Origin of the sequence: Cupriavidus sp. KK10, from assembly GCF_018223725.1 — a bacterium.
Classification (GTDB): Bacteria; Pseudomonadota; Gammaproteobacteria; order Burkholderiales; family Burkholderiaceae; genus Cupriavidus; species Cupriavidus necator.
In genome coordinates this window covers 3965633-3987599 of sequence record NZ_CP073677.1, presented here as the reverse complement: position 1 = coordinate 3987599, position 21967 = coordinate 3965633, and the positions used below count along the sequence as shown (strand labels likewise).

Annotated in this window: 21 protein-coding genes; 12 read left to right on the top strand and 9 right to left on the bottom strand. The window is 69.2% G+C overall.

Annotated elements, in window-relative coordinates; translation table 11 throughout:
• Nucleotides 1–12: 12 nt before the first annotated feature.
• The 4 genes from KB879_RS18620 to KB879_RS18605 form a co-directional block, all read right to left on the bottom strand.
• Nucleotides 13–489 (bottom strand): TadE/TadG family type IV pilus assembly protein, encoded by a 477-nt coding sequence (locus KB879_RS18620; RefSeq protein ID WP_013951882.1) that lies wholly within the window; start codon nucleotides 487–489, stop codon nucleotides 13–15.
• A 72-nt stretch (nucleotides 490–561) separates the two neighbouring features.
• The gene (locus tag KB879_RS18615) at nucleotides 562–1089 is read right to left on the bottom strand and encodes a prepilin peptidase (protein WP_211979548.1); all 528 of its coding nucleotides are present in this window, start codon (nucleotides 1087–1089) and stop codon (nucleotides 562–564) included.
• Between the two features lie 24 nt (nucleotides 1090–1113).
• On the bottom strand, nucleotides 1114–1293 hold the full coding sequence (locus KB879_RS18610; RefSeq protein ID WP_013951880.1) for a Flp family type IVb pilin: 180 nt from the start codon (nucleotides 1291–1293) through the stop codon (nucleotides 1114–1116).
• Between the two features lie 370 nt (nucleotides 1294–1663).
• Nucleotides 1664–2851, bottom strand: coding sequence for a collagen-like triple helix repeat-containing protein (locus KB879_RS18605; RefSeq protein ID WP_211979547.1), 1188 nt, complete (start codon nucleotides 2849–2851; stop codon nucleotides 1664–1666).
• A 730-nt stretch (nucleotides 2852–3581) separates the two neighbouring features.
• On the opposite strand from KB879_RS18605, the gene KB879_RS18600 reads away from it, so the two are divergent.
• Nucleotides 3582–5009, top strand: coding sequence for a collagen-like triple helix repeat-containing protein (locus KB879_RS18600; RefSeq protein ID WP_211979546.1), 1428 nt, complete (start codon nucleotides 3582–3584; stop codon nucleotides 5007–5009).
• A gap of 183 nt (nucleotides 5010–5192) precedes the next feature.
• The gene (locus tag KB879_RS18595) at nucleotides 5193–6860 is read left to right on the top strand and encodes a ShlB/FhaC/HecB family hemolysin secretion/activation protein (RefSeq protein ID WP_013951877.1); all 1668 of its coding nucleotides are present in this window, start codon (nucleotides 5193–5195) and stop codon (nucleotides 6858–6860) included.
• Between the two features lie 176 nt (nucleotides 6861–7036).
• On the opposite strand, the gene KB879_RS18590 is transcribed toward KB879_RS18595, so the two are convergent.
• Entirely contained in the window at nucleotides 7037–7243 is a 207-nt protein-coding gene (locus tag KB879_RS18590; RefSeq protein WP_013951876.1) for a dodecin, read from the bottom strand.
• Between the two features lie 233 nt (nucleotides 7244–7476).
• On the opposite strand from KB879_RS18590, the gene KB879_RS18585 reads away from it, so the two are divergent.
• The 3 genes from KB879_RS18585 (at nucleotide 7477) to KB879_RS18575 (ending at nucleotide 10658) form a co-directional block, all read left to right on the top strand.
• Entirely contained in the window at nucleotides 7477–8193 is a 717-nt protein-coding gene (locus KB879_RS18585; protein ID WP_238553110.1) for a phospholipase D family protein, read from the top strand.
• A gap of 94 nt (nucleotides 8194–8287) precedes the next feature.
• Nucleotides 8288–8998: a dienelactone hydrolase family protein gene (locus tag KB879_RS18580; RefSeq protein WP_153954553.1), complete on the top strand. Its 711-nt coding sequence runs from the start codon at nucleotides 8288–8290 to the stop codon at nucleotides 8996–8998.
• Between the two features lie 112 nt (nucleotides 8999–9110).
• Entirely contained in the window at nucleotides 9111–10658 is a 1548-nt protein-coding gene (locus KB879_RS18575; RefSeq protein ID WP_211979545.1) for an acyl-CoA synthetase, read from the top strand.
• On the opposite strand, the gene KB879_RS18570 is transcribed toward KB879_RS18575, so the two are convergent.
• Entirely contained in the window at nucleotides 10655–11374 is a 720-nt protein-coding gene (locus tag KB879_RS18570) for a glycine zipper 2TM domain-containing protein (RefSeq protein ID WP_013951872.1), read from the bottom strand. The two genes, KB879_RS18575 and KB879_RS18570, sit on opposite strands and share 4 nt — an antisense overlap.
• Nucleotides 11375–11506: 132 nt before the next feature.
• Complete coding sequence (locus KB879_RS18565; RefSeq protein WP_013951870.1) at nucleotides 11507–11965, bottom strand: MarR family winged helix-turn-helix transcriptional regulator; 459 nt, start codon at nucleotides 11963–11965, stop codon at nucleotides 11507–11509.
• Nucleotides 11966–12204: 239 nt separating this feature from the next.
• Between KB879_RS18565 and KB879_RS18560 the strand changes: the two genes are divergently transcribed.
• A complete protein-coding gene (locus KB879_RS18560; RefSeq protein ID WP_041228513.1) occupies nucleotides 12205–12768 on the top strand; it encodes a YggT family protein in 564 nt (187 codons plus the stop codon).
• Between the two features lie 140 nt (nucleotides 12769–12908).
• Nucleotides 12909–13190, top strand: a complete 282-nt coding sequence (locus tag KB879_RS18555; protein ID WP_211979544.1) for a hypothetical protein — start codon at nucleotides 12909–12911, stop codon at nucleotides 13188–13190.
• Between the two features lie 53 nt (nucleotides 13191–13243).
• Here KB879_RS18555 and KB879_RS18550 read toward each other — a convergent pair whose 3' ends face one another.
• Nucleotides 13244–14224, bottom strand: coding sequence for a LysR family transcriptional regulator (locus KB879_RS18550; protein ID WP_013951868.1), 981 nt, complete (start codon nucleotides 14222–14224; stop codon nucleotides 13244–13246).
• A 61-nt stretch (nucleotides 14225–14285) separates the two neighbouring features.
• On the opposite strand from KB879_RS18550, the gene KB879_RS18545 reads away from it, so the two are divergent.
• Both KB879_RS18545 and KB879_RS18540 read left to right on the top strand, forming a co-directional pair.
• The gene (locus KB879_RS18545; RefSeq protein ID WP_013951867.1) at nucleotides 14286–15887 is read left to right on the top strand and encodes an MFS transporter; all 1602 of its coding nucleotides are present in this window, start codon (nucleotides 14286–14288) and stop codon (nucleotides 15885–15887) included.
• A gap of 118 nt (nucleotides 15888–16005) precedes the next feature.
• Entirely contained in the window at nucleotides 16006–16839 is an 834-nt protein-coding gene (locus KB879_RS18540) for an IclR family transcriptional regulator (protein WP_211979543.1), read from the top strand.
• Nucleotides 16840–16854: 15 nt separating this feature from the next.
• On the opposite strand, the gene KB879_RS18535 is transcribed toward KB879_RS18540, so the two are convergent.
• The gene (locus tag KB879_RS18535) at nucleotides 16855–17676 is read right to left on the bottom strand and encodes a phytanoyl-CoA dioxygenase family protein (RefSeq protein ID WP_211979542.1); all 822 of its coding nucleotides are present in this window, start codon (nucleotides 17674–17676) and stop codon (nucleotides 16855–16857) included.
• A 255-nt stretch (nucleotides 17677–17931) separates the two neighbouring features.
• Here KB879_RS18535 and KB879_RS18530 point away from each other — a divergent pair, with 255 nt between their 5' ends.
• Genes KB879_RS18530 through KB879_RS18520 form a run of 3 tightly spaced genes read left to right on the top strand, consistent with a single transcriptional unit; the run spans nucleotide 17932 to nucleotide 21862 of the window.
• The gene (locus KB879_RS18530) at nucleotides 17932–18858 is read left to right on the top strand and encodes a MoxR family ATPase (RefSeq protein WP_013951864.1); all 927 of its coding nucleotides are present in this window, start codon (nucleotides 17932–17934) and stop codon (nucleotides 18856–18858) included.
• A gap of 5 nt (nucleotides 18859–18863) precedes the next feature.
• Nucleotides 18864–19895 carry a DUF58 domain-containing protein gene (locus KB879_RS18525; RefSeq protein ID WP_211979541.1) on the top strand — a complete coding sequence of 344 codons (1032 nt, stop codon included), beginning with the start codon at nucleotides 18864–18866 and terminating at the stop codon, nucleotides 19893–19895.
• Nucleotides 19892–21862, top strand: coding sequence for a DUF3488 and DUF4129 domain-containing transglutaminase family protein (locus tag KB879_RS18520; protein ID WP_211979540.1), 1971 nt, complete (start codon nucleotides 19892–19894; stop codon nucleotides 21860–21862). Before KB879_RS18525 ends, KB879_RS18520 begins: the two co-directional genes overlap by 4 nt.
• Nucleotides 21863–21967: the final 105 nt, after the last annotated feature.

Genomic DNA, 21967 nt, shown 5'->3' with positions numbered 1-21967 from the left:
CGGCATGGCGGCTCAGATATCAGGAGAAAGCTGGACCATGGCCGAGCCCGACAGCATCGCGGGGATCGGGACCATCGGCACGGCGGGGAGGATGTTGGTGGTGGGAAGGTTCAGCGTGACCTGCACGCAGACATCGGTGGAACCGGGCGCGCAGGGCACCGCCTGCGCAACGTTGCCGGGGGGCAGCAGATTCCTGATGGAGGTGGGAAGCGTGCCCCGCGCCATCGCTGCCGCGGCATCGACGCGCGCGCCCTGCGTGGCCGCGAGGCCTGAGCCGGAAACGCCCGCTGGATAGCGCAGCGCAGCGCGCGCGCCTTCCTCGGCGGCCAGCGTCAGCACCTGCTGCAGCGCCAGCATCACGCCGTAGTAAATGATGCCGATCACGATGGCGAGCAGCACCGGCGCCACGATCGCAAACTCGATCGCAGCGCTGCCGGCGCCGTGGCGGCGTCGGTTGATCCCCCTGTTGGCCCTTGCGTGCAGCAACATCTGAAACCCCGGTCCTTTGGTGTTCTTTCGCGCCGACCGGCGACGCAGCCTGCTTGCCCGTGGCCTGTCCGGCTATTGGCCCGCGGCCATCCAGACCAGCACGCCCACGGCCAGGTACGCGGCATATGGAATGCCGCGCGCCCGCGAAAACTGCGCCGTTGGAATGGGTCTGTCCTGGTGATGCAAGGCTTGCTCCGTAGCCGGCGTGCTGGCTGCCACGCGCAGGCGTGCCGCGGCCCGCTGCCGAAGCGCGGCCAGTACGCTGCTGTCCAGTGCCAGCGCCAGCAGCGCGTGCACCAGCCCGAGCAGGCTGCCGACGACCCATGCCACCACCAGTCCTTGCGGGCCGGTGAACAGGCCCACCACCGCCAGGAACTTGACGTCCCCTGCGGCCATGCGCCCGAGGGCGTACGCCGGCAGCGTGACGGCAAGACCCAGCCCCGCGCCGGTCAGACGCGCGGCCAGCGGCAGTTCCGTGGCCTGCCCGGCGAGCAGTGCAAGTCCGAGGACTAGCACGGCGGCCGCCAGCAAGGCGTTGGGAACGCGCCGGTAGGCAAGATCTGTGTAGAGGGTCGCCGCGCAGAGGAGCGCGGAAATCACGCCGGTCTTATGGTTTCGGCCTGCTCAATTGACGAACCATCCCGAAACCTTGACTGAGAGCCGGGTGAAGCTGGCGTTGAGTTCTGTGCCGAGTTGGCCGGCGCCGACTGCGATGGCCAAAGCGACGAGCCCGACGATCAAGCCATACTCGATAGCCGTCGCCCCGCGCTCATCTTTAATAAAGCGTGCAATGAGTCGTTTCATGTTGTCACTCCCGAGTGATCTAAGAAGCCGCGATCACGCTTCCCCCGTTCGATTATCACGGTGCTCTGTGGCCCGCTCTTTTATCGACATTTCACGCTTGCTGCGTTTTCTTTTTAAGATATGGAATGTCTCAACCATACCCCTCCTATGGGTGATAGCAATGACCCAAAGGGGTTAAGACATGCGTTTGAAACGACCCGGCACGCCCGGGTCACAGGTTGTCAAAGAACAGGCTTGCAGGCCGGGAACCGGCCTGCAAGCTGGCATTGCGGTCATTGCGGCCGCAATGCCAGCCAAAATAAAAAGATGCGCTGCGACGGGGTGATGAGCGACAGCGCACCGTGAAAACACCTAGCCGGTATGAGACATTTCAGCGCAGCAGGCCACCCACCAGCGGCAATTGCAGCGTCTTGACGTCGCCGCTGCCACCCTGGCTGTCTTGAGCGCCCTGCTTCAGCCCGCCGACCAGCCCGGTCACCGGCGCCAGCAGCGCGGTCACGGGACTGAGCGCGCCGCCCGCGGAGCCGCCCTCACCTCCGCCGGCGACCTTGGCCAGCGGCAGGTTGTTCACCACGCCGCCGAGCGGGTTGCCGCCATGGCCGCCATCGCCGCCGTACCCGCCGCCCGCGCCTGCCAGCGGCAGGTTGTTCAGCAGGCCACCAAGCGGGTTGCCGCCGCCCTGACCATTGCCGTTGAGGAGCGCGCCAGCGGCCGCGACCGTCTTGCCGGCCTCAGTCACCACGCCGCCCAGCGGCGAGACCACCGGCGCGTGGCTGTTGCTGATCATGCTGCCGCCGGCAGCCGCGGTATTGCCGACCTTGTAGAGCAGGCCGTTGGCCGGATCGCCCAGGTGCGTGACCGCGCCCAGGGTCTGCGTGCCGTCGGTGACCTTGCTGGTCAGCGGCACGATGACCTTGCTGACCGAATTCGTGACCTGCGCGACCGGGCCTTCGGACAGCACGCTGTGCACCTTGCCGCTGCTATCGTGCACCGCGATGCCCACGTGCCTGACCAGGCCGCCCACCGGCTCGGTCACCGGCGCCAGTGGTGCCAGCTTCTCGGTGCCCAGGCCGTATACCAGGTCGCCGCCGCTGATCAGCGTCTCGCCCACGTCGTGGACCACATTGCTGGTGCTGGCAACCGTCACGCCAACCGGGTTGTCGACCGAACCCATCTGCCCCAGCCCGTCGCGCACGCCCGCGCCGAGCGAGCCAACGGCCCTGCCGGCATTGATCACCACGTCGCCGGCGCCTTCGCGCGCCTTGGTGGGCAGCAACGGCAGCGGCGCTTCCTGGATGCTCTTGCCGACCTCGCTGATGGCATTGCCCGTGGCCACCACGGTATTGCCCGCGCCTTCGGTCACCTTGGCGGTGGGCGTGGTCTCGCCCGATGCGGACGGTCCCGGCGTGACCGGCGTGTCGATGTTGCTGTTCGGCCGCGGATTGGCGCCGCTGCCGCCACCGCTCGACGAACAGCCTGCCATCAGCAAGGCAATAGCGGCCACGCCGGCCGCGGCCAGTGAGGTCATGGAATGCTGCGACGGATGCTTGGTTTGCATTGTCCTTCTCCTGTCTTGTTGGCCACGGTGCTGCCGGCCGTCTTGTCTTATGTGCGCCGCATGGGATTGCCGACGAGCCTCCCCGGAGTCCCGCTTTGTTCCTCTGGCGGACCGCTCCGAACCGGCACGGCAAGACAGTGGAACGCGGGATCGTCGGCGCGTCTGGACAACAAATGGCAAGGCCCGTGCCAGCGGCGCCGGCGGTGCCGGCACGGAACCGGCCGCGGCGCTGCAAGCCTTGCCTGGCGCGGATTGCCGGGGTCCGGGGTAGCCACGTGCTGGGCCCAAACGCCGTTGCGGCGCGGGCCTGACGTGTTACGTGCTACGTAACGTGTTCCTGGAACACGGGAACACGGCGGCGCGGATGACCGTGGCGGGAGGGCGGTGGCAGCGCACGGCACGGCGCGCTTTCCTGGCTGGGTCGCCATCGCCGCATGGCCCGCCGTTCCGGCTGTTTTGTTCCCTGCAGACGCCACACGTTACGTAACGCGTAACGCGCAGCCGCCCCGACACCCCGTCCCCGGCGGCGCCGCAAGCGGTTCCCGCCACTCCCCTGGGAACCGCGCCCGGCAAGGCTTTGCGGGCACCACACCCGAATTCCGCAGGGTCCCTTCCGGGACGCGTCGCGGCGCTGGCATACCGATTGCGCCATATCCGTCACCGCCGCACGCAGAAAGCGAACGCGTTGCGCGGCCGAGCGATTTAAACGACGGGAATGAGGGAACAGAACATGCGCAAACAACAACTCGCCGTAACGGCACTCCTCGCAACCTTGCTGGCCCTGGGTGGCTGCGCCAGCGGCAGCGGATCGACCTCCATGGGCACCAGCGATACGGCGGGCACCAATGGCGGCACTAAGACTACGGGAACCGATGGCACTGGCGGCATGGGTGGCTCCGGCGGCAGCACCGACCTGGCCGGCGGCGGTACCGGTGGCACGGGCGGCGGCACGGGTGGTACCGGCGGCACCGGTGGAACGGGTGGCAACGGCGGCAACACTGGCGGCGGCGAAACGCCCACCTCGCTGACCCCGACCGCCACGGTCATCAACAATGCCGGCACGGTGCTGGGCAATACGGGCAGCACCGTCACCGACCTCGGCAACCAGCTCGGCAGCGCCAACCTGCCGCTGGTGCCGACGCAGACGCAAAGCGGCCTGGGCGGCGTGGTGGCCTCCACCGGCGATGCCGTGGGCGCGCTGGCCGCGGGCCTGCAAGCGGGCCTGGGCAGCATCCCCAATTCGACCAACCCGGTTGGCACCACGGTCGCCAGCACCGGCAATGTGGTCACCGAACTCGGCAAGGGAGTGTCCAGCGCCGGCACCGCTGTCAGCGGGCTGGGCACCGGCCAGCTCGCGCCGCTGGCGCCGCTGACTTCGCCGCTGGGCACGGTGGTGGACAAGCTGGGCGACACGGTGACCAGCACCGGCGGCACGCTGACCACGGTGCTGTCGACCGGCGCGGTCGAGCAAGTGACCACTACCACCAGCAAGCTGATCGTGCCGATCACTTCGCAGCTGACCGGCGCCACCCAGACGCTGGGCGCGGCCACGGGCCTGGGCGCTCCGACCGGCGGGCTGCTGGCGACCGTGGGCGGTGCGCTGGCCACGGCCGGCACCAAGCTGCAACAGACCAACACGCCGGTGGTCTCGGGCATCGGCGGCGTGGTGAACGCCACCGGCACGACCGTGGCATCGCTGGGCGGCGCAGTGAACGGGCCCGCCAGCGGCGGCGGCCTGGGCGCGCTGAGCCCGGTACTGGCACCGGTGACTGCGCTGGCCGGGGGGCTGACTGGCGGTGCAGGCGCCGGCGGCACGGGTTCGCCGCTGGCGCCTGTCACCAGCCTGGTCAGCACCATCACCGGCGGCCTTGGCAGTGCCACCGGCGGCAGCACCGGTTCGCCGCTGGCACCGGTCACCACCGCCGTCAGCGGCGTGGTGAATGGCGTGGTTGGCGGCGTCTCCGGCGCCGCGGCGGGCACGGGCACCACCAGCCCGCTGGCCCCCGTCACCAATGTTGTCGCCGCCGTGACCGGCGGCGCCACCTCCACCGCGGGCAGCACCACAAGCAAGGGTTCGACCACCGGCGCCACCGGCCCGATCGGCGGTCTGGTGGGCGGCCTGCTGGGCGGCCTGACCGGCGCGCTCGGCCAGAAGTAATCCAGTCTCAGCCGCTGCCCGGGCGATCGCCTGATCGCGGGCAGCGGAGCACACCAGGTTCAACGTAGCGGCCACGCGCTAAGCCGGCAGCATCGGACAGCAGGCGCCCGGGGGTAGCGGCAATCCCCGCGCCAGTGGCACGCGACGTCAATAGCCGCAGTATTTCCTTACAGGGGTATTACCATGCGTGCACGTCATCGCGTTGCCGCGCTGCTGGTCAGCGTCGGCGCGTTCCATCACGGCCTGGTCCAGGCCGATCCGCGCAGCCCGGTCCAGGGCGACCCGACCCAGACGCTCCCGAAGATCGCTCCGGCCCGGCCGGACAGCAGCGTGACCGTGCAGGTCGAACGGCCGCAGGCGGCCATGCAGGACCTGCTCAATACACGCCTGACACCGCGGCGCTTTCGCATCGAGGGCGCGAAGACGCTGCCTTTCGAGGAAGTGGCCGCGCAGTTCAAGCCGCTGGCCAATCGCGAGATCACGGTGGCACAGCTGCTGGAAGCGGCCAGCACGGTGACGCAGATGTACAAGGACCGTGGCTATCCGCTCTCGTTCGCCTTCGTGCCGGCGCAGGATTTTGCCAACGGCGATGTGCTGATCACCGTGGTCGAAGGCTATGTGGCCAAGGTGACGGTCACTGGCAAGGCGGGCCCGGCAGAGGGCCGGCTGCGCGCCATTGCCGAGAAGCTGCAGCAGGACCGCCCGCTGCGCCAGGACCGTTTCGAACACTACGTCAATGCACTGGCCCTGCAGCCCGGACTGCAGGTGGCGGCCACGGTGCAGCCGCCGACCACCACCGACGGCGCCTGCGAGATGGTGCTCGACGTCAAGCGCAAGCCGTTCACCTTCGGCACCGGCATCGAATACATGTCGCCGGGCCTGCGCGCGATTGCAACCGCGACTACCAACAGCCTGACGCCGCTGGGCGAGCAGATCTCGGTGTCGGCGCTGTTCCCCAAAGGCCGCGACAACGAGGAGTACTACGCTGCCAGCTACGCGCAGCCGCTCGGCACCGAGGGCATGATCGCGCGGCTCAATGCCTCGCACTACCGCGGCGTGCCGCAGAACGCCACGCTGGAGGCGATCGGGTTCAACCCTCGCTACGTCAACGACACCAAGCGCATCGGCGGCTCACTCAGCTATCCGCTGCTGCTGTCCAACGCACACTCGCTCACGCTGACCGGCGGCTTCTACGGCGCCGACCAGTTCGAGCGCTACACCCACACCGCCACCGGCACGCGCGTGACGCTGGGCACCAACGTGCGCGTGGGCACCGCGGAGCTGACCTACGCGCAGCGCGGCGAAGGCGTGAGCCGCAACGCCACGCTGGGCCTGTACAAGGGCTTTGATGCGCTGGGTGCGAGCCGCCAGAACAATACCAACGACCTGAGCTTCTTCCGCACGCGGCTGCTGCTGTCGCAGTCGAAAGACCTGCCGGCGGGCTTCGGCCTCACCGTGGCCGCGGCGGGCCAGTACAGCGGCGACCGCCTGGCCTCGGGCGAGCAGATCAGCTTCGGCGGACGCTTCTTCGGGCTGGGCTATCCCGCCGGCGAAGTGGCGGGCGACAAGGGCTGGGGGGCCTCGGCCGAAATCAGCCGCCTGTTCCTGCCCGACATGGCCTACCTGCGCACGATCCAGCCATATGTGTCGGCCGACGTGGCGCGCGTGTTCTCCAACAGCGTGTCGCTGTCGCACCGCAGCCTGTCGTCGGTGGCCATCGGCGCGCGCTTCTCGGACCGGCGCTACTACACGCTGGACCTGTCGGTGGCACAACCGGTGGGTGACAAGCCGACCAATGCGAGCCATCGGTCGCCGCGGATCAACATGACCTATTCGTACCAGTTCGATTGAGCTGGTCGCGTTTGGGCTGACGACACCAGGTTTCCCTGTACCCGGCCGACGGCAGTCTCGCGTCGGCCGTTTTTTTATCCCGATGGCTGCGTCTGGAGCGAGCACGCGCACCAACCCGCACAAGCAGCGCAGCCTGTGCCGTCGCGCGATACCGCCGCGCAAGCGCGGCGCCGCACTCAAGTCACGCGGAAACCGACCTTCAGCGTGACCTGGTAGTGCGCGATCTTGCCGTTGGTGATGTGGCCGCGCGTTTCCACCACTTCGAACCAGTCGATGTTCTTGATGGTTTCACCGGCCTTTTCAATGGCGCTCTGGATGGCCTGGTCGCAGCCATCGGGTGAAGATCCGACGATCTCGACCAGCTTGTAGGTATGGTTGCTCATATCCCTCTCCTTGGCGGGCGGCCCGCGGGGGTTCCATCCATCATAGGCGCGGGTGCGGATAGTCCCAAGGGCAGCGGCGGCGCACCGATGCTGCACCGCATAGCCGGCCACAGATCCTGTTACACAATCACGCTTTGCCAGTGGCGTATGCGGCTGCTACGCTGCGGACCCGCCCCGACAGCATGCGGCGCGCGGCGCGCGCATGCTGTCATTCACCGACGCAAAGATCCGCCGTGACCTACAGATTCATTCGCCGGGCCGTGCTGGGCCTGGGCCTGGCCGCCGCCGTGTCGGCCTTCACCTCGTTCAGTCCCTTCGCGCTGCTGGCGCACGCCCGCTCGGCTTCCACCTTCGACCAGGTGACCGACACCATCGCCAACAGCATTAGCGAGACCTTCAACGAGGCCGTCGCCAACCACTTTCCCACGCGCGCCGGCAAGCCGGCCCAGCCGGCGCAGCCGCCGGACGCGAAGCCGGTGCCGGCCAGGCCCTTTGCCGATGGCAGCGGCTACACGCTGTGCTTCGTGCCCGATGGCGCGAGTTGCCAGGCGCTGCTGGTCAATGCCATCCGCAGCACGCGCCATCGCCTGCTGATCCAGGCCTATTCGTTCACCAGCGCACCGATTGCCGAGGCCGTGGCACAGGCGCACCGGCGCGGCGTGGACGTGCGCGTGATCCTGGACAAGAGCCAGCAGTCCGAGCGCTATACCAGCGCCACCTACCTCAAGCACGCCGGCGTGCCGGTGGTGATCGACAACAAGCCCGCGATCGCGCACAACAAGGTGATGGTGTTCGACGACCAGGCAGTCTTCACCGGATCGTTCAACTTCACCAAGTCGGCGCAAGAGCGCAACGCCGAGAACGGCATGCTGATCCGCGGCGACGCCGCCGTGGTCAGGGCCTACACCGACAACTGGAACAAGCGCTACAAGCAGTCGCGCGCGTACTGACGGCAGCAGCGTCGGGGCGCCCTGCCCTGCATGAATTGGCGCGCAGTGGCAAACTTGCAGGTTTCCTGTTCAGAGCCTTCCGGAGCCTTTCCCCATGACAGCCATCCCCGACAGCCAGTGGATCCGCGTTGACACCGCCGCGGGCAGCTTCGATGCCTACCTGAGCCTGCCGCCGGCAGGCGTGCAGCCCGGCGCGCCTGGCATCGTGCTGCTGCAGGAGATCTTCGGCGTGAACGAGCATATCCGCGCCGTGGCGGACCAGTACGCCGCCGACGGCTATGCGGTGCTGGCGCCAGACGTGTTCTGGCGCCAGGCGCCGCGCGTGCAACTGGGCTACGAAGGCGACGACATGGCGCGCGCCATGGCGCTGCGCAAGGCGGTGGATGTGCCGGCCGCGCTGGACGATATCGCCGCCACGGTGCAGGTGCTGCGCCAGCACACCGGTGCCGGCAAGGTGGCCGCGGTGGGCTACTGCTTCGGCGGCCTGCTGTCGTACCTGAGCGCGGCGCGCGGACTGGTGGATGCCGCGGTGCCCTACTACGGCGGCGGCATCCAGAACCAGCTGCAGGAGGCGGCAAACATCCGCGTGCCGGTGCAGTTCCACTACGGCGCGCTCGACGCGCATATCCCGCCAGGGGCCGTGCAAGGCGTGCGCGACGCCATGACCGGCAAACCCGGCAGCGAGATCTTCGTCTATGAGGGCGCGGACCACGGCTTCAACTGCTGGGCGCGCGGCTCCTACCACCAGCCCAGCGCCGCGCTGGCGCATGGGCGCGCGCTGGTGTTCCTGTCGGAAGCGCTGTAGTCCCTCATCCCCGAGAGCCGCTGCCGCCTTGCCATGGCCGGGCGGCAGCCTTTATCCTCGGCGCTTGGCTTCAAGACTTGCTGGACCCCAAACCATAACAATGGAGACCACCATGCAGCCAGAGCAGCAGCGCGCCCTGCGCAACACCATCCCCGACGCCATTGCCCGCGCCGTGCGGCGCAGCCCGGGCAAGACCGCGATCCGCTTCGGCGATCGGGCCTGGACCTACCGCCAGCTGGATGAGGCCGCGGCCCGCGTGGCGGGCGCGCTGGCGCAATGGGGCCTGCGCCCCGGCGACCGCGTGGCCGCCTTCGGCAAGAACTCCGACGCCTACGTGCTGCTGTGGCTGGCCTGCCTGCGCAGCGGCCTGATCCATGTGCCGGTCAATTTCTCGATGACGCGCGCGGAGGCCGAGTACATCGTCACGCAATCGGGCGCCAGCGCAATCTTTGCCGATCCGGCGCTGGCCGACCGCGTCGACGGCCTGCCCTGCAAGGTCAGCGGCACGCTGCATGGCGGCAAGGTGCGCGATATCCTGGTGGCGGCGGCCAACGGCCCCGTTTCACCGGTGTCCGAAGCGCTGACCGACAACACGCCCGCGCAAATCCTGTACACCTCGGGCACCACCTCCGCGCCCAAGGGCGCCGTGCTGACCCACCGCGCGCTGCTCGCTGAATACGGCAGCACCATCGCCGCCTGCGATATCCGCGCGTCGGATTACTCGCTGGCCGCGCTGCCGCTGTACCACTCGGCGCAGATGCATGTCTTCCTGATGCCGCTGCTGCTGTGCGGCGGCACCACGCTGATCGCCGACAGCCCCGAGGCCGGCTATTGCCTGCGCACCATCCACGCCGAGGGCATCACCAGCTTCTTCGCGCCGCCCACGGTGTGGATCGCGCTGCTGCGCCATGCGGACTTCGATCCGGCGCGGCTGGGGTCGCTGACCAAGGCCTACTACGGGGCCTCGATCATGCCGGTGCCGGTGCTGCTGGAGCTGCAGCAGAAGCTGCCGGCACTGCGTTTCTACAACTGCTACGGCCAGAGCGAGATCGGGCCGCTGGCCACGGTGCTGGGGCCCGACGAGCATGCGGGGCGCCCGGCGTCCGCCGGCCGGCCGGTGCTGAATGTCGAGACCCGCATCGTCGACGAGACCATGCAGGACGTGCTGCCTGGCGAGCTGGGCGAGATCGTGCATCGCTCGCCGCAACTGCTGACGGAATACTGGGCCAAGCCCGAACAGACCGCCGAAGCCTTCACCGGCGGCTGGTTCCATTCCGGCGACCTCGGCTATATGGATGCCGAGGGCTACCTGTACGTGGTGGACCGGATCAAGGATGTGATCAACTCGGGCGGCGTGCTGGTATCGAGCCGCGAGGTGGAAGAGTGCCTGTACACCCACGGCGCGGTGGCCGAGGCAGCGGTGTTCGCGCTGCCGCACCCGAAGTGGGTCGAGGCGGTAGCCGCCTGCGTGGTGCGCAAGCGCGGCCATGAAGACGCCGCCGAGGAGGAGCTGATCGCCCATGCCCGCCAGGCGCTGGCGCCGTTCAAGGTGCCCAAGCGCATCGTGTTCGTCGCGGACCTGCCGCGCAACACGGCGGGCAAGCTGCTCAAGCGCCAGCTGCGCGAGGACTACGCGCAGCTGTTCGGCACGCAGGCTTAGTACGGCACGGCTACGCCGTTCTCGACCTTGACGCGGTCGCCGATGCGCATCTGGTAGGCATTGGACTGCGTCAGCGTCAGGTAGGCGTTGTCGCTGGTGCGCACGCGCACGCGGTAAGCCGCGGCCGAGGATCCGGTGCGCTTCTCGACCTCGTTGCCGGCCACCGCGCCGGCCACGGCGCCACCGATGGTGGCCACGGTATTGCCGCGGCCGCCGCCGACCTGGTGGCCCAGCAGCCCGCCCACGATGCCCCCGACCACGGCGCCCGCGCCGCTGGTCGAAGGCGGCTGGCCGGGCACCACCTCGATCGCCTCGACCCAGCCGTAGCGCACGCCATAGGCCTGGTTGCCATGGTTGTTGCCATAGCTGCCGTCCGGATATGACTGCTGCGGATACGGCTGCTGCGGGTAGGAAGACTGCGGGTATTCCTGCTGGGGATAGCCTTGCTGCGGGTAACCCTGTTGCGGATACCCTTGCTGCGGATACCCCTGCGGGTAGCCCGATGCCTGCGGGTAGCCCTGCTGCGCCGGGTAGCCGCTGATGGTGGTGCTGCCGCCATAGCCGCTGCTGCCGTAGCCGCTGCTGTTATAGCCACCACCGTAGCTGCCGCCGTACCCTCCGCCATAGCCGTTGTCGTAACCGTACGGCGAGGCACACCCGGCCAGCGCACCGGCGCCAAGCACCGCAAGCACAACCGAACGAAAGGGGATCGACATGTCAGGACTCCTGCGCGCTGCGCGTATTGGGGAATGCGCGCGAGTCTAGGGCCGCCGGCGGCCGGCGGGTGTCACCGGAACTTGTGATTGGTAACTGCCTGTAACCGGCTGGCAGTGCTGGCCTGCCGGGGCTCAACCGCGCTCGGCGCCGTCGTCGTTGAACTGGGTGATGCGGGCCACGCGGAAAGCGCCGCGCAGCGATTCCAGCTCGGACCGGTGCAGCATCGCCAGGCGGTTCAGGTAGCGCTCGCCCTTGGCCAGCAGGTGCACCTGCACGACGCGGCGGTCCTCGGGGTTGAGCCGGCGCTTGACCAGCCCCGCCGCCTCGCAACGGTTGACCAGCGCCACCACGCCGTGCTGCTTGGCCTGCAGCCGTTCTGCCAGCTCGCCGATCGAGGCCCAGTCCTTGTCGGCACAGCCGCGGATATGCAGCAGCAGCAGGTATTGCTGCACGGTCAGCCCTTCCTCGCGCGCCGCATCTTCGGAAAACCGCAGGAAGCGCCGCAACTGGTAGCGGAAATCCGAGAGCGCCTCGAAGTCCGCCTTGGTAAGCGATGTGGATTTCCGGGACGGGGCGGACTTGCTGGGCATAAGGTGGCGAAAAAAGCGCAAAGGAGGATGAAAGCGCAGGCACAACGCGCAAGACCACGGGCGCGCGGCCGGTCCCGCAACCGGGGCGCACGCAATTATAGGGGCCGCGCACCGCGCCGCCAGCACAATCCTGTCAGCCAGGTCACGTGCCCGGCGCATAGTTGCATGGTGCCGGCGTCCGGCTATGGCAGAATCTGTGCGGTTGCAGACACCTTCACCCGTCACCGGAAAACGCACCGATGTTCTCGGAAATCGCTCTCTTCCTGCTGGATACCGTCTTCACCCTGTTCGGCATGGCGCTGTTGCTGCGCGTGTGGATGCAGCTCACGCGGCTGCCTACGCGCAATGCGGTCTCCCAGGGAGTGTTCCAGATCACCGACTGGCTGGTGCGCCCGCTGCGCCGGATCATCCCCGGGCTGGGCGGCATCGACTGGGCCACGGTGGTGGGCGCCTGGCTGACCGCGGTGGTGTTCCTGGTGCTGGTCGCGCTGATCAGCGGCATCGACTTGCTGGGCTTCCTGCCGGCCATGCTGCTGACCGCCCTGCTCTATGTGCTGAAATGGGCGATCAGCCTGGTGATGTGGGTCACGCTGCTGATGGCGATCCTGTCGTGGGTCAACCCGCATTCGCCGGTCACCCCGGCCATCGACCACCTGACCGCGCCGGTGCTGCGCCCGATCCAGCGCGTGGTGCCGCGCCTGGGCGGCTTCGATGTTTCGCCGCTCGTGCTGTTCGTGATCGCGCAGATCCTGCTGATGGTGATCGCGCGGCTGGGCGCCGGCATCTTCGGCATGCACTACTGACCTACCGGCGGCTCGGCACATTGTCCAGAGTCCTGGACAGTGTGTCGAGAATTGCCCCTTTTTCTGCCCAGTGTGAAGTCCTACATTACAGGCACCGCGGCGCTTCCGCCACGTACCCTGCCTTAGAAGGACCACACATCATGAAGACCATCACCCAACGCCGCAGCCTGGCGCTTTCCCTGCTGTGCGCCGTCAGCCTGTCGTTTTCCGCGGCCGCCGCCCACGCCTCCGAACCCGTTTCCGACATCGCCCGCCTGGACGGCAGCATCGCCCACGTCGGCAAGGCCGACCCGTTCCTGGACGGCGCCAAAATCGGCCAGCCCGATCCGTACACCGATGGCGCGCGGGTTGGCAAGCCTGACCCGTTCACTGACGGCGCCAATGTCACCGACCGCCGCGACGCCTTCACCGACGGCGCCTGAGTCCCTGCCCCTTCCCTTGCCACGGCCCCGGCCGTGGCGGCCCGCCAGCGCCCTCAACCCGCCGGGTGGGCCTCTCCCTCAGCATGCCCGCTCGCGGCTGCTTCCGCCCCCATGCCCCCGTCCAGGCCCGCGTTGGGCTCCAGCTCGGACACCATCATCGATTCGATCGCTTCCATGAAGGCCCGCACCTTGCGCGGCTGCAGCCGCCGGTCCGGCAGCAGCGCGAACACGCGCAGCGGCGGCAGCGGGTAGTCCGGCAGCACGCGCACCAGCCGCCCTTGCGCAATCTCGGCCTCGCAATAAATGACCGACAGCCGGGCGATGCCAAGCCCCGCCAGCGCACCCTGCACGCGCAGTTCGGCGTTGTGGGTCTGCATGCGCGGACGGATCGGCACGGACACGGTCTGGCCGTCGCGGGTGAATTCCCAGACGGTGTCGCCGGGCGTGGTCAGCGTCGGCATATTGGCCAGGTCTTCCGGGCGCAGCTGCGCCGGCAGGCTGTCCGCCAGCGCCGGCGCGGCAAACAGGCCGCGTTCGACGTGGTAGATACGGCGCGCCACCGTGCCCGAGTCCGGCAGGTCGGTATCGACGACGACAAAGGCCACGTCAAACCCGTCGCGGATCGGGTCGACCAGGCCCTGGGTGATTTCCACGGCCACATCCAGCGCCGGGTGCGCCGCCAGCGTGCGGCAAATCACGCCGCCCAGCTGCTGGGCGCCGAACTCATAGGGTGTGGCGATGCGCAGCACGCCCTGTACGCGCTCTTCACGCGCCAGCGTTTCCTGGCGAATCTCGCGCAGGCGCGCAAACAAGGGGGCAACATCGCGGTAGACCGCCTTGCCCGCATCCGTGAGGCGCATGCGCCGCGTGGTGCGCTCCAGCAGCTTGGCGCCGATGGCGGTTTCCAGCCGCGCCACCGCGGCCGAGACTCGCGACTTGGGGCAGTCCAGCTGCTCCGCCGCGGCCGTGAACGTCCCCTGCTCGACCACGCAGCAGAACGCCTCCCAATCATTCCATTGGATTGTTTCGTTCACCGGACAATGTTTCCCTGACAAGCTGTAGTTCCCGACGGCAGGCCTACATTATGCTTGAGCGATGCAACAAACGCCTGTCCCAGCTGGACCGGACGCCTCAGCCCCCGCAGTTCCAGCAGCCCTAGCCCCCGCCGCCCCCACACCCCAGCGCCCGCGCATGCAGCTCGCCAGTCACCCGGAAATGGGTCACTGGCGTCTTTCATTGTTCGGCCTGACGCTCGGGCTGGTGACCGGCATCGACTTCTCTTCCACGCTGATGATGGGCGTGGCCAGCCAGCATATCCAGGGCGGCGTCGGTGCCGCGCCGGAAGATTATCTGTACGCGATCTCGGCCTACGCGGCCACCGCGGTGCTGATGAACATGGTGCTGGACCAGGTCGCGCGCCGCATCACCTACAAGCGCTTCACCATGGGGTCGCTGCTGGTATTTGTCCTGGGCTCGCTGATCTGCGCCGAGTTTGCCAGCCCCACCGGGCTGATCACCGGCAAGGCGGTGCAGGGGCTGGGTGCCGGCGGCCTGTTCGCGGCCTCGCGCATCCTGGTGCAGCTGGTGTCGACGCCGGCCGAGCGCGGCCCGCTGATGCTGCGCTTCGGCGGCGGCGCGTTCTCGATGCTGGCCATCACGCCCTGGCTGACCAGCATCTTCCTGGACGATATCGGCTGGCGCGCGGTGTTCCTGTTCCAGGCCGGCATTGCCCTGCCGGTGCTGCTGTCGGTGGCGCTGACCTACCCGACCCGCGCGCCGCGCGACCCGCATCCGCCGGTATCGACACTGGACTGGCCCGCCGCCATCGCCGCCGCGCTGGGCGCGCTGGTGTTCCTGCACACGCTGCAGGAGATGCGCTATACGCGCTTCTTCAGTTCGCTGGAAATGCCGCTGGCCGCGCTGTGCGGGCTGGCATTGTTCGCCTTCAGCGGCTGGCGGCTGTATCGCCATCCCGACCCGTGGATCGACTTCTCGCGCCTGGCCGGGCGCCAGTACCTGTACGGGCTGGGCTTCTACACGCTGTACTACCTGCTCTCGTCGGCCTGGTCGTTCCTGCTGCCGTCGCTCACGCAGACCGGCCTGGGGCTGACCTTCCGCACTACCTGCATGCTGCTGTCGACCAGCGGCACGGTGTCGACCATCGGCGCCGTCGTCATCACGCTGGGCATGGCGCTGGTGTTCCGCAAGCGGCGCGTGATCGCCATCGGCTTTGTCGTCTACGCCTGCGCGGCGATGCTGCTGTCGCACCAGTTGATGCCGGGCGCGCCGGACTACGCGCTGGTGCCGGTGGTGCTGCTTGAAGGGCTGACGCCGGTGCTGCTGATGGTGCAGGTGGCATCGATGACCTACCTGGAAGTGCCGGTCGAGGATTTCTCGCACGCCTACCAGTTCAAGAACGTGTGCAAGCAGATCGCCTCGGCGATGGGCACCGGCCTGGCCAGCGTGTTCATGCAGGACGGCCTGGCGCAGCACCGCACCCACCTGGTGGAGCACATCACGCGCTACAACCCGGTGCTGCAGGCGCCGGATGCGCTCTCGGCAACGAGTCTGGCCAAAATCTCGCTGGAAGTCGACCGGCAGGCCACGCTGCTGGCCGGCATGGACATGCTGCACGGCTTTGCCGTGTTGTGCGTGGTGGCAGCGGTGTTCGTGCTGGCGCAGCGCAGCTTCCGGTAAGGAACCCACGCCCCGGGCGCCAGGCCGCGCCCGGGGCCGGTACTGGCGCAATCCCGGCATTTCCTCTACCCTTTCGGCCTTTCCGTGCCAATCCGGCGAACCGCGCCGGGCTACGTAAATGGCCAGTCCCGCCGATTCCCGCCAGAACCCGCCGCAAGCACCGCAGACCGCCGCCGCCACGCCCGAAAAGCCGAGCGACAGCTATGTGCAGTCCTTTGCACGCGGGCTGTCGGTCATCCGGGCCTTCAACGCGCAGCACCCGGCCCAGACGCTGACCGAGATCGCCCAGGCTAGCGGCCTGACGCGCGCCGGCGCGCGCCGCATCCTGCTGACGCTGGTGGGGTTGGGCTACGTGCAGGCCGACGGCCGCCTGTTCCGGCTGACGCCCAAGATCCTGGACCTGGGCTTCGCCTACCTGACCTCGATGCCGTTCTGGAACCTGGCCGAGCCGATCATGGAGACGCTGTCGCAGCAGGTGCATGAAAGCTGCTCGATCTCGGTGCTGGACGGCACCGAGATCGTCTACGTGCTGCGCGTGCCGGCGCGCAAGATCATGACCATCAACCTGTCGATCGGCAGCCGCCTGCCGGCCTATTGCTCGTCGATGGGGCGGGTGCTGCTGGCCGGCCTGGCCGAGCCCGAGCTCGACAGCGTGCTGCGCGCCACCGAAATGCGCGCGCGCACCGGCCGCACCGTCACCGACGTGGATGCGCTCAAGGCCATCGTCGCCGACATCCGCAAGCGCGGCTGGGCGCTCAACGACCAGGAGCTGGAAGAAGGGCTGGTGTCGCTGGCCGCGCCGATCCGCAACCGCGCCGGCCACACCATCGCCGCCATCAATATCAGCGGCCAGGCCAACCGCACCAGCGCGCAGGAGATGCTGGAGCGTTTCCTGCCGCCGCTGCTGGAAGCTTCGGAGAAGATTTCCGGGCTGGTCGGGCTGCGCACCTGAGCGCGGCCGCCGGGATCAGACTGCTGCGGGCAGCTCCACGCTGCCGAATTCGGCCGAGCGCGTGCCGTCCAGCGGCCGGTTGCTGGCCCCGAAATACGCAAACGCCACTGACAGCTTGACCGCGTTGGACGCATTGCGGCCAGCCGCATGGAACAGCCGGCTGTCGAAGAAGAGCACGTCGCCGCGGTGCAGCGCCAGCGGCTGCGCGGCATCCAGCAGGGGCTGGCTGGCCGGGTGGGCCTCGATCAGGAATTCGGCCGGGTCCAGCTGGCCCGGCTCCAGCTTCGCCTGGTGCGAACCCGGGATGACGCGCAGCACGCCGTTGCGCTCGTCCTCGTCGCCCAGCGCCAGCCACACTGTCACCAGTTCCGGCCGGGCAAACGACCAGTAGCGCGTATCGCGGTGCCAGCCGGTCTGGCTGCCGTAGTGCGGATGCTTGGTCATCACGCAGTTGTGGTGCGCCAGCGTGATGCGGGCGGGCTCGCCCAGCAGCGCCTGCACCACCGCCACCAGCTGCGGGTCGCTGGCCCAGCGGCGGAAGACCTCGTCGCGCCCGTAGGCCTGGCGCAGCCGCCTGACCGTGCCGCCGCCAGCGGCATCGCGCGCGGCCGGCGCGCCGGGATAGCCCAGGTCGGCCTCGAACTCCACCGGCGGCACCGCCGCCGCCAGGTGCTCACGCGTCACCGCCTCCAGCGCCGCGCACGCCGGCTCATCGGCAAAGCCGCGCAGGATCACGAAACCGTTGGCGTGGAAGGCCTGCACCAGGCGCGGCAGCGCGCCGGGATCGGCAGACAGGACGGAGGAAGGCAGGTCGGCGCAGGGGTCCAGCGAGGTCATTGCAGCAGGCGCGGCACAGGCAGCGGAAAGAGGAATGGGAAGGGCCGCGGTGGCCCGACAGGCTCATGATGCCAGAACCTGCGCGATCTGGCGCAGGCGCTGCACCATAACCATGCAGACAGCGCCGGGGCATCGTCTGTCTCCGTACGGAAACAGACGGTGCCGCGTGCCGCCCGCGCCGCTACAATGCGCTGGTCTTCACCCGATATTCCCCGCATCCACCCGCTTTTTCCACCTTTTGCGCCGAGGTCCAACGTGACAGCTCGCCCACGCATCGTCGCTTCGCTGTCCGAGGCCCAGGCCCAGCTGGGCCGCATCGTTCTTGGCAAGCCGCAACAGGTGCGGCTGGCGCTGGCCTGCATGCTGGCACGCGGCCACCTGCTGCTGGAAGACGTGCCCGGCGTCGGCAAGACCACGCTGGCCCATGCGCTGGCGCGCACGCTTGGGCTGCAATACCAGCGCGTGCAGTTCACCAGCGACCTGCTGCCGGCCGACCTGATCGGGGTTTCCGTCTTTGTCCGCGACGCTGGCGAGTTCCGCTTCCATCGCGGCCCGGTGTTCGCGCAGGTGGTGCTGGCCGACGAAATCAACCGCGCGCCGCCCAAGACCCAGAGCGCGCTGCTCGAGGCCATGGCCGAGGGGCAGGTGACCCATGACGGCACCACGCACGCGCTGCCGTCGCCGTTTTTCGTGATCGCCACGCAGAATCCGCTGGAGCAGATCGGCACGCATGCCTTGCCCGAATCGCAGCTGGACCGCTTCACCATGCGGCTGTCGCTCGGCTACCCCGACCCCGTCTTCGAGCGCGTGCTGTACCTGGGCGGCGCCAGCGCGCCGGAGCTGCCTCCGGTGATGGATGGCAGCCAGGTGCTGGCGCTGCAGGAGGCTGCCGCACAGGTGTACGCCAGCCCGGCGCTGGTGGACTACGTGCTGGCGCTGGTGCAGGCCACGCGCAGCCACGGCGGCTTTGCCGCGGGGCTGTCGCCGCGCGCGGGGCTGGCGCTGCTGGCCTGCGCGCGCGCCTGGGCCCTGCTGGCGCAGCGCAACATGGTGCTGCCGGAAGATGTGCAGGCGGTCTTCACCGCAGTGGCCACGCACCGGCTGCTGCCCGCCGGCGCGGGCGGCCATGCGGCCGTTGCCGGCGAGCTGGCCGCGCTGCAGGCCGGCGTGGCCATTCCCTGAAGGCCATGGCGGCGCGCAAGAGCGTGCTCCGCGGCGCGCCGGCCATGGCTCAGCGCCGCACGGCGGGCCGGCGCCCGGCCGGCGAAACCGGCGGCACGCTGCTGCTGGATCGCCGCCACCTCTATATCCTGCCCACCCGCGGCGGCCTCGGCTTTGCGGTCGTGCTGGCGGCGATGCTGCTGACTTCGCTGAACTACAACATCAGCCTGGGCTTTGCGCTGACCTTCCTGCTGGCCGGCATCGGCATGGCCTGCATGTGGCTGGCCTACCGCAACCTGCTCGACCTCGCCGTGGCCGCGGGCCCGGCGGCGCCGGCCTATGCCGGGCAGGATGCCGTGTTCCAGCTGCGCATCGACAACCGCGATGCCGACGCGCGCATCGGCATCGAGGCGCACGTGCCGACGCTGCCAAACGTGGCAATCGCCATGCTGATGCTCGAGGGCAGCGCCAGCGGCATGCTCGCCCTGTACGTGCCAACAGCGCGCCGGGGCCGGCTGGTGCTGCCGCGCGTGGCAATCGCCAGCCGCTTTCCGTTCGGGCTGTTCCGGGTCTGGAGCTATGCGGACCTGGACATGTCGACGCTGGTCTATCCTGCCCCGGAGCCCGATGCCCCGCCACCGCCTGCCGCATATCGGCCCGACGGTGGCGACGCCGTGCACACCACCGCCAGCGCGGCAAGCAGCGACGACGGCATCGACCAGCTGCGCCGCTACCGCAGCGGCGACCCGCTGCACCGCATCGCCTGGAAGCACAGCGCGCGCACCGGCCGCTGGCTCAGTCGCGCCGGCGATCCGCCGCAGCAGCCGGCGCGCTGGCTGGACTGGCACGCACTCCCGGCCGGCATGGAAGCGGAAGCGCGGCTGTCGCGCCTGTGCGCGTGGCTGCTGGCCGCCGGTGACGATGCCGAGATCGGCCTGCGCCTGCCCGGCGTTGAACTGCCGCCGGCGCGCGGCGCCAGCCACCGGCGCGCCTGCCTAGAAGCGCTGGCGTTATGGCCGCAACGGCCCGCGGCCTGCCGTGCCGGAGACCGGGTGTGAAACCCGTCGCGCGACCGCTGCAGCATGACGACCATGGACTGCTGCTGGGCCAGCTGGCGCTGGTGCTGGCGCCGCAGGCGCGCACGCTGCCGGTGGCGGTCAGCCTGCTGCTGGTGCTGCTGCTGGGCTGGCGCTGGCTGCTGTGGCGGAGGCGGGCGCCGCTGCCCTCGCGCTGGATGCTCGGCATCACGGCGGTCATGGTGCTGCTGGTGGCCAGCGCGCTGGTGTGGCAGGACGGCGGCGGCATGGGGCGCGAGCTCGCGGTGGCGCTGCTGGGCGCCTTTGTCATCCTCAAGCTGCTGGAATGCCGCGCGCTGTCGGACGCGACGCTGGTCACGCAGTTGTCGTTCTACCTGCTGCTGACGCTGTACCTGTCCGACCAGCCGTTCTGGCTGGCGCTGTACAGCCTGGCAATCGGCGCCTGGGTGCTGCGCAACTGGCTGCTGCTGCACCACCCCGAGGCGCGCAGCCGGCTGGCGATCTGGCCGCTGCTGGGACGCATGGCGCTGCTGGGCCTGCCCTGGGCGCTGGCGCTGTTCGTGCTGTTCCCCCGGCTGGAGCACCCGCTGTGGCAACTGCCGCAATCGGCGCCGCGCGGCACCACCGGCATCAGCGACACCATGCGGCCGGGCAGCGTCGGGCAGCTGATCCGCTCGCCGGAAGTCGCCCTGCGTGCCGAGGTCGCCGGCCCGCCGCTGCCCTCCGCAGCGCTGTACTGGCGTGCGCTGGTGCTGTGGGAATACGACGGCACCACCTGGCACCCGTCGCGACAGCGCCGGCAGCAACTGGCGCCCGCGCCCGCCGCCGGCAACACGGAAGGCATCGACATCAGCATCACGCTCGAGCCCAGCCAGCAGCGCTGGCTGTTCGCGCTGGACCGCGGCCAGGCCCTGTCCGCCGGCGTGGACGCCGCCGCCACGCCCGACGGCGAATTCATGGTGCGCGGGCCGGTGGACCAGCGCATCCGCTACCGCACGCATTCCACGCTGTCCCCCGCGCCCGAAGCGCTGACAGCCGCCACGCGCCGGCTGGCCCTGAGCCTGCCCGACGGCAATCCGCGCGCCCGCGCGCTGGCCGCCCAATGGGCCGACCGCCATGCCGATCCCGCCGCGCGCGTGCAGGCCGCACTGCGGCTGTTCGCGGCGGCGCCCTTCGCCTATACGCTGAGCCCGCCGCCGCTGGGCAGCGAACAGGTCGACAGCTTTTTGCTCGACACCCGGCGCGGCTTCTGCGAGCACTACGCCAGCAGCTTCGTCTTCCTGATGCGCGCTGCCGGCGTGCCCGCGCGCGTGGTCACGGGGTATCAGGGTGGCGAGTACAACCCCATCGGCAACCACTACGTGGTGCGCCAGTCCGATGCGCATGCCTGGGCCGAGGTCTGGCTGGACGGCCGCGGCTGGGTGCGCGTGGACCCGACAGGCGCCGTCGCGCCGAGCCGCATCGAGCAGGGACTGGATGCGGTGGTGGGCAGCGAAGCCGCCGACTGGCGGCCGTCGCAGCAACCGGCATGGCTGAAGGACCTGCGCTGGGCCTATGAAGGCGTCGTCTACACCTGGCAGCGCTGGGTGCTGCAGTACGACCATGCGCAGCAGCAGCGGCTGCTGCTGGCACTCGGCGCCGGCGTGGGCGCCGGGCAGTTGCTGGCCGGCGTGCTGGGCGCACTGTGCCTGCTGGCACTGGTGCCGCTGTGGCGGCGCCGCGGGCCGGCAGACCCGGTCGATGCGGCCTATGCCCGCTTCTGTGCCCTGCTGGCCCGCCACGGCTGCGAGCGCGCCCAGGCCGAAGGACCGCAAGACTTCGCCGCGCGCGCCAGCGCACGGCTGCCGCGCGCGGCCGACGCAATCGCTGCCGTCAGCGCCGCCTATGTCGGCTTGCGCTACGGCAACCTGCCGGCCGCGCGCCATGCGCAGGCGCTGGCAGCGATGCGGGCAGGCATTCGCCAGATCGCCGCGGCGTTGCGGCATTAGGCCCCCGCCAGCCAGATCGGCCGGCACGCCCCGACAGAATTAGCTTCGTTTGATATAATTTCATCTGTAACTATATCGAATGCAACCGATCCGCCGCTCGCGTGG

Coding starts and splice junctions, on each gene's coding strand:
- KB879_RS18545 (WP_013951867.1), top strand. CDS start 14,286: ATGCAACAAACGCCTGTCCCAGCTGGACCGGACGCCTCAGCCCCCGCA.
- KB879_RS18610 (WP_013951880.1), bottom strand. CDS start 1,293: ATGAAACGACTCATTGCACGCTTTATTAAAGATGAGCGCGGGGCGACG.
- KB879_RS18575 (WP_211979545.1), top strand. CDS start 9,111: ATGCAGCCAGAGCAGCAGCGCGCCCTGCGCAACACCATCCCCGACGCC.
- KB879_RS18590 (WP_013951876.1), bottom strand. CDS start 7,243: ATGAGCAACCATACCTACAAGCTGGTCGAGATCGTCGGATCTTCACCC.
- KB879_RS18620 (WP_013951882.1), bottom strand. CDS start 489: ATGTTGCTGCACGCAAGGGCCAACAGGGGGATCAACCGACGCCGCCAC.
- KB879_RS18600 (WP_211979546.1), top strand. CDS start 3,582: ATGCGCAAACAACAACTCGCCGTAACGGCACTCCTCGCAACCTTGCTG.
- KB879_RS18560 (WP_041228513.1), top strand. CDS start 12,205: ATGTTCTCGGAAATCGCTCTCTTCCTGCTGGATACCGTCTTCACCCTG.
- KB879_RS18525 (WP_211979541.1), top strand. CDS start 18,864: ATGGCGGCGCGCAAGAGCGTGCTCCGCGGCGCGCCGGCCATGGCTCAG.
- KB879_RS18580 (WP_153954553.1), top strand. CDS start 8,288: ATGACAGCCATCCCCGACAGCCAGTGGATCCGCGTTGACACCGCCGCG.
- KB879_RS18570 (WP_013951872.1), bottom strand. CDS start 11,374: ATGTCGATCCCCTTTCGTTCGGTTGTGCTTGCGGTGCTTGGCGCCGGT.
- KB879_RS18555 (WP_211979544.1), top strand. CDS start 12,909: ATGAAGACCATCACCCAACGCCGCAGCCTGGCGCTTTCCCTGCTGTGC.
- KB879_RS18565 (WP_013951870.1), bottom strand. CDS start 11,965: ATGCCCAGCAAGTCCGCCCCGTCCCGGAAATCCACATCGCTTACCAAG.
- KB879_RS18595 (WP_013951877.1), top strand. CDS start 5,193: ATGCGTGCACGTCATCGCGTTGCCGCGCTGCTGGTCAGCGTCGGCGCG.
- KB879_RS18535 (WP_211979542.1), bottom strand. CDS start 17,676: ATGACCTCGCTGGACCCCTGCGCCGACCTGCCTTCCTCCGTCCTGTCT.
- KB879_RS18540 (WP_211979543.1), top strand. CDS start 16,006: ATGGCCAGTCCCGCCGATTCCCGCCAGAACCCGCCGCAAGCACCGCAG.
- KB879_RS18605 (WP_211979547.1), bottom strand. CDS start 2,851: ATGCAAACCAAGCATCCGTCGCAGCATTCCATGACCTCACTGGCCGCG.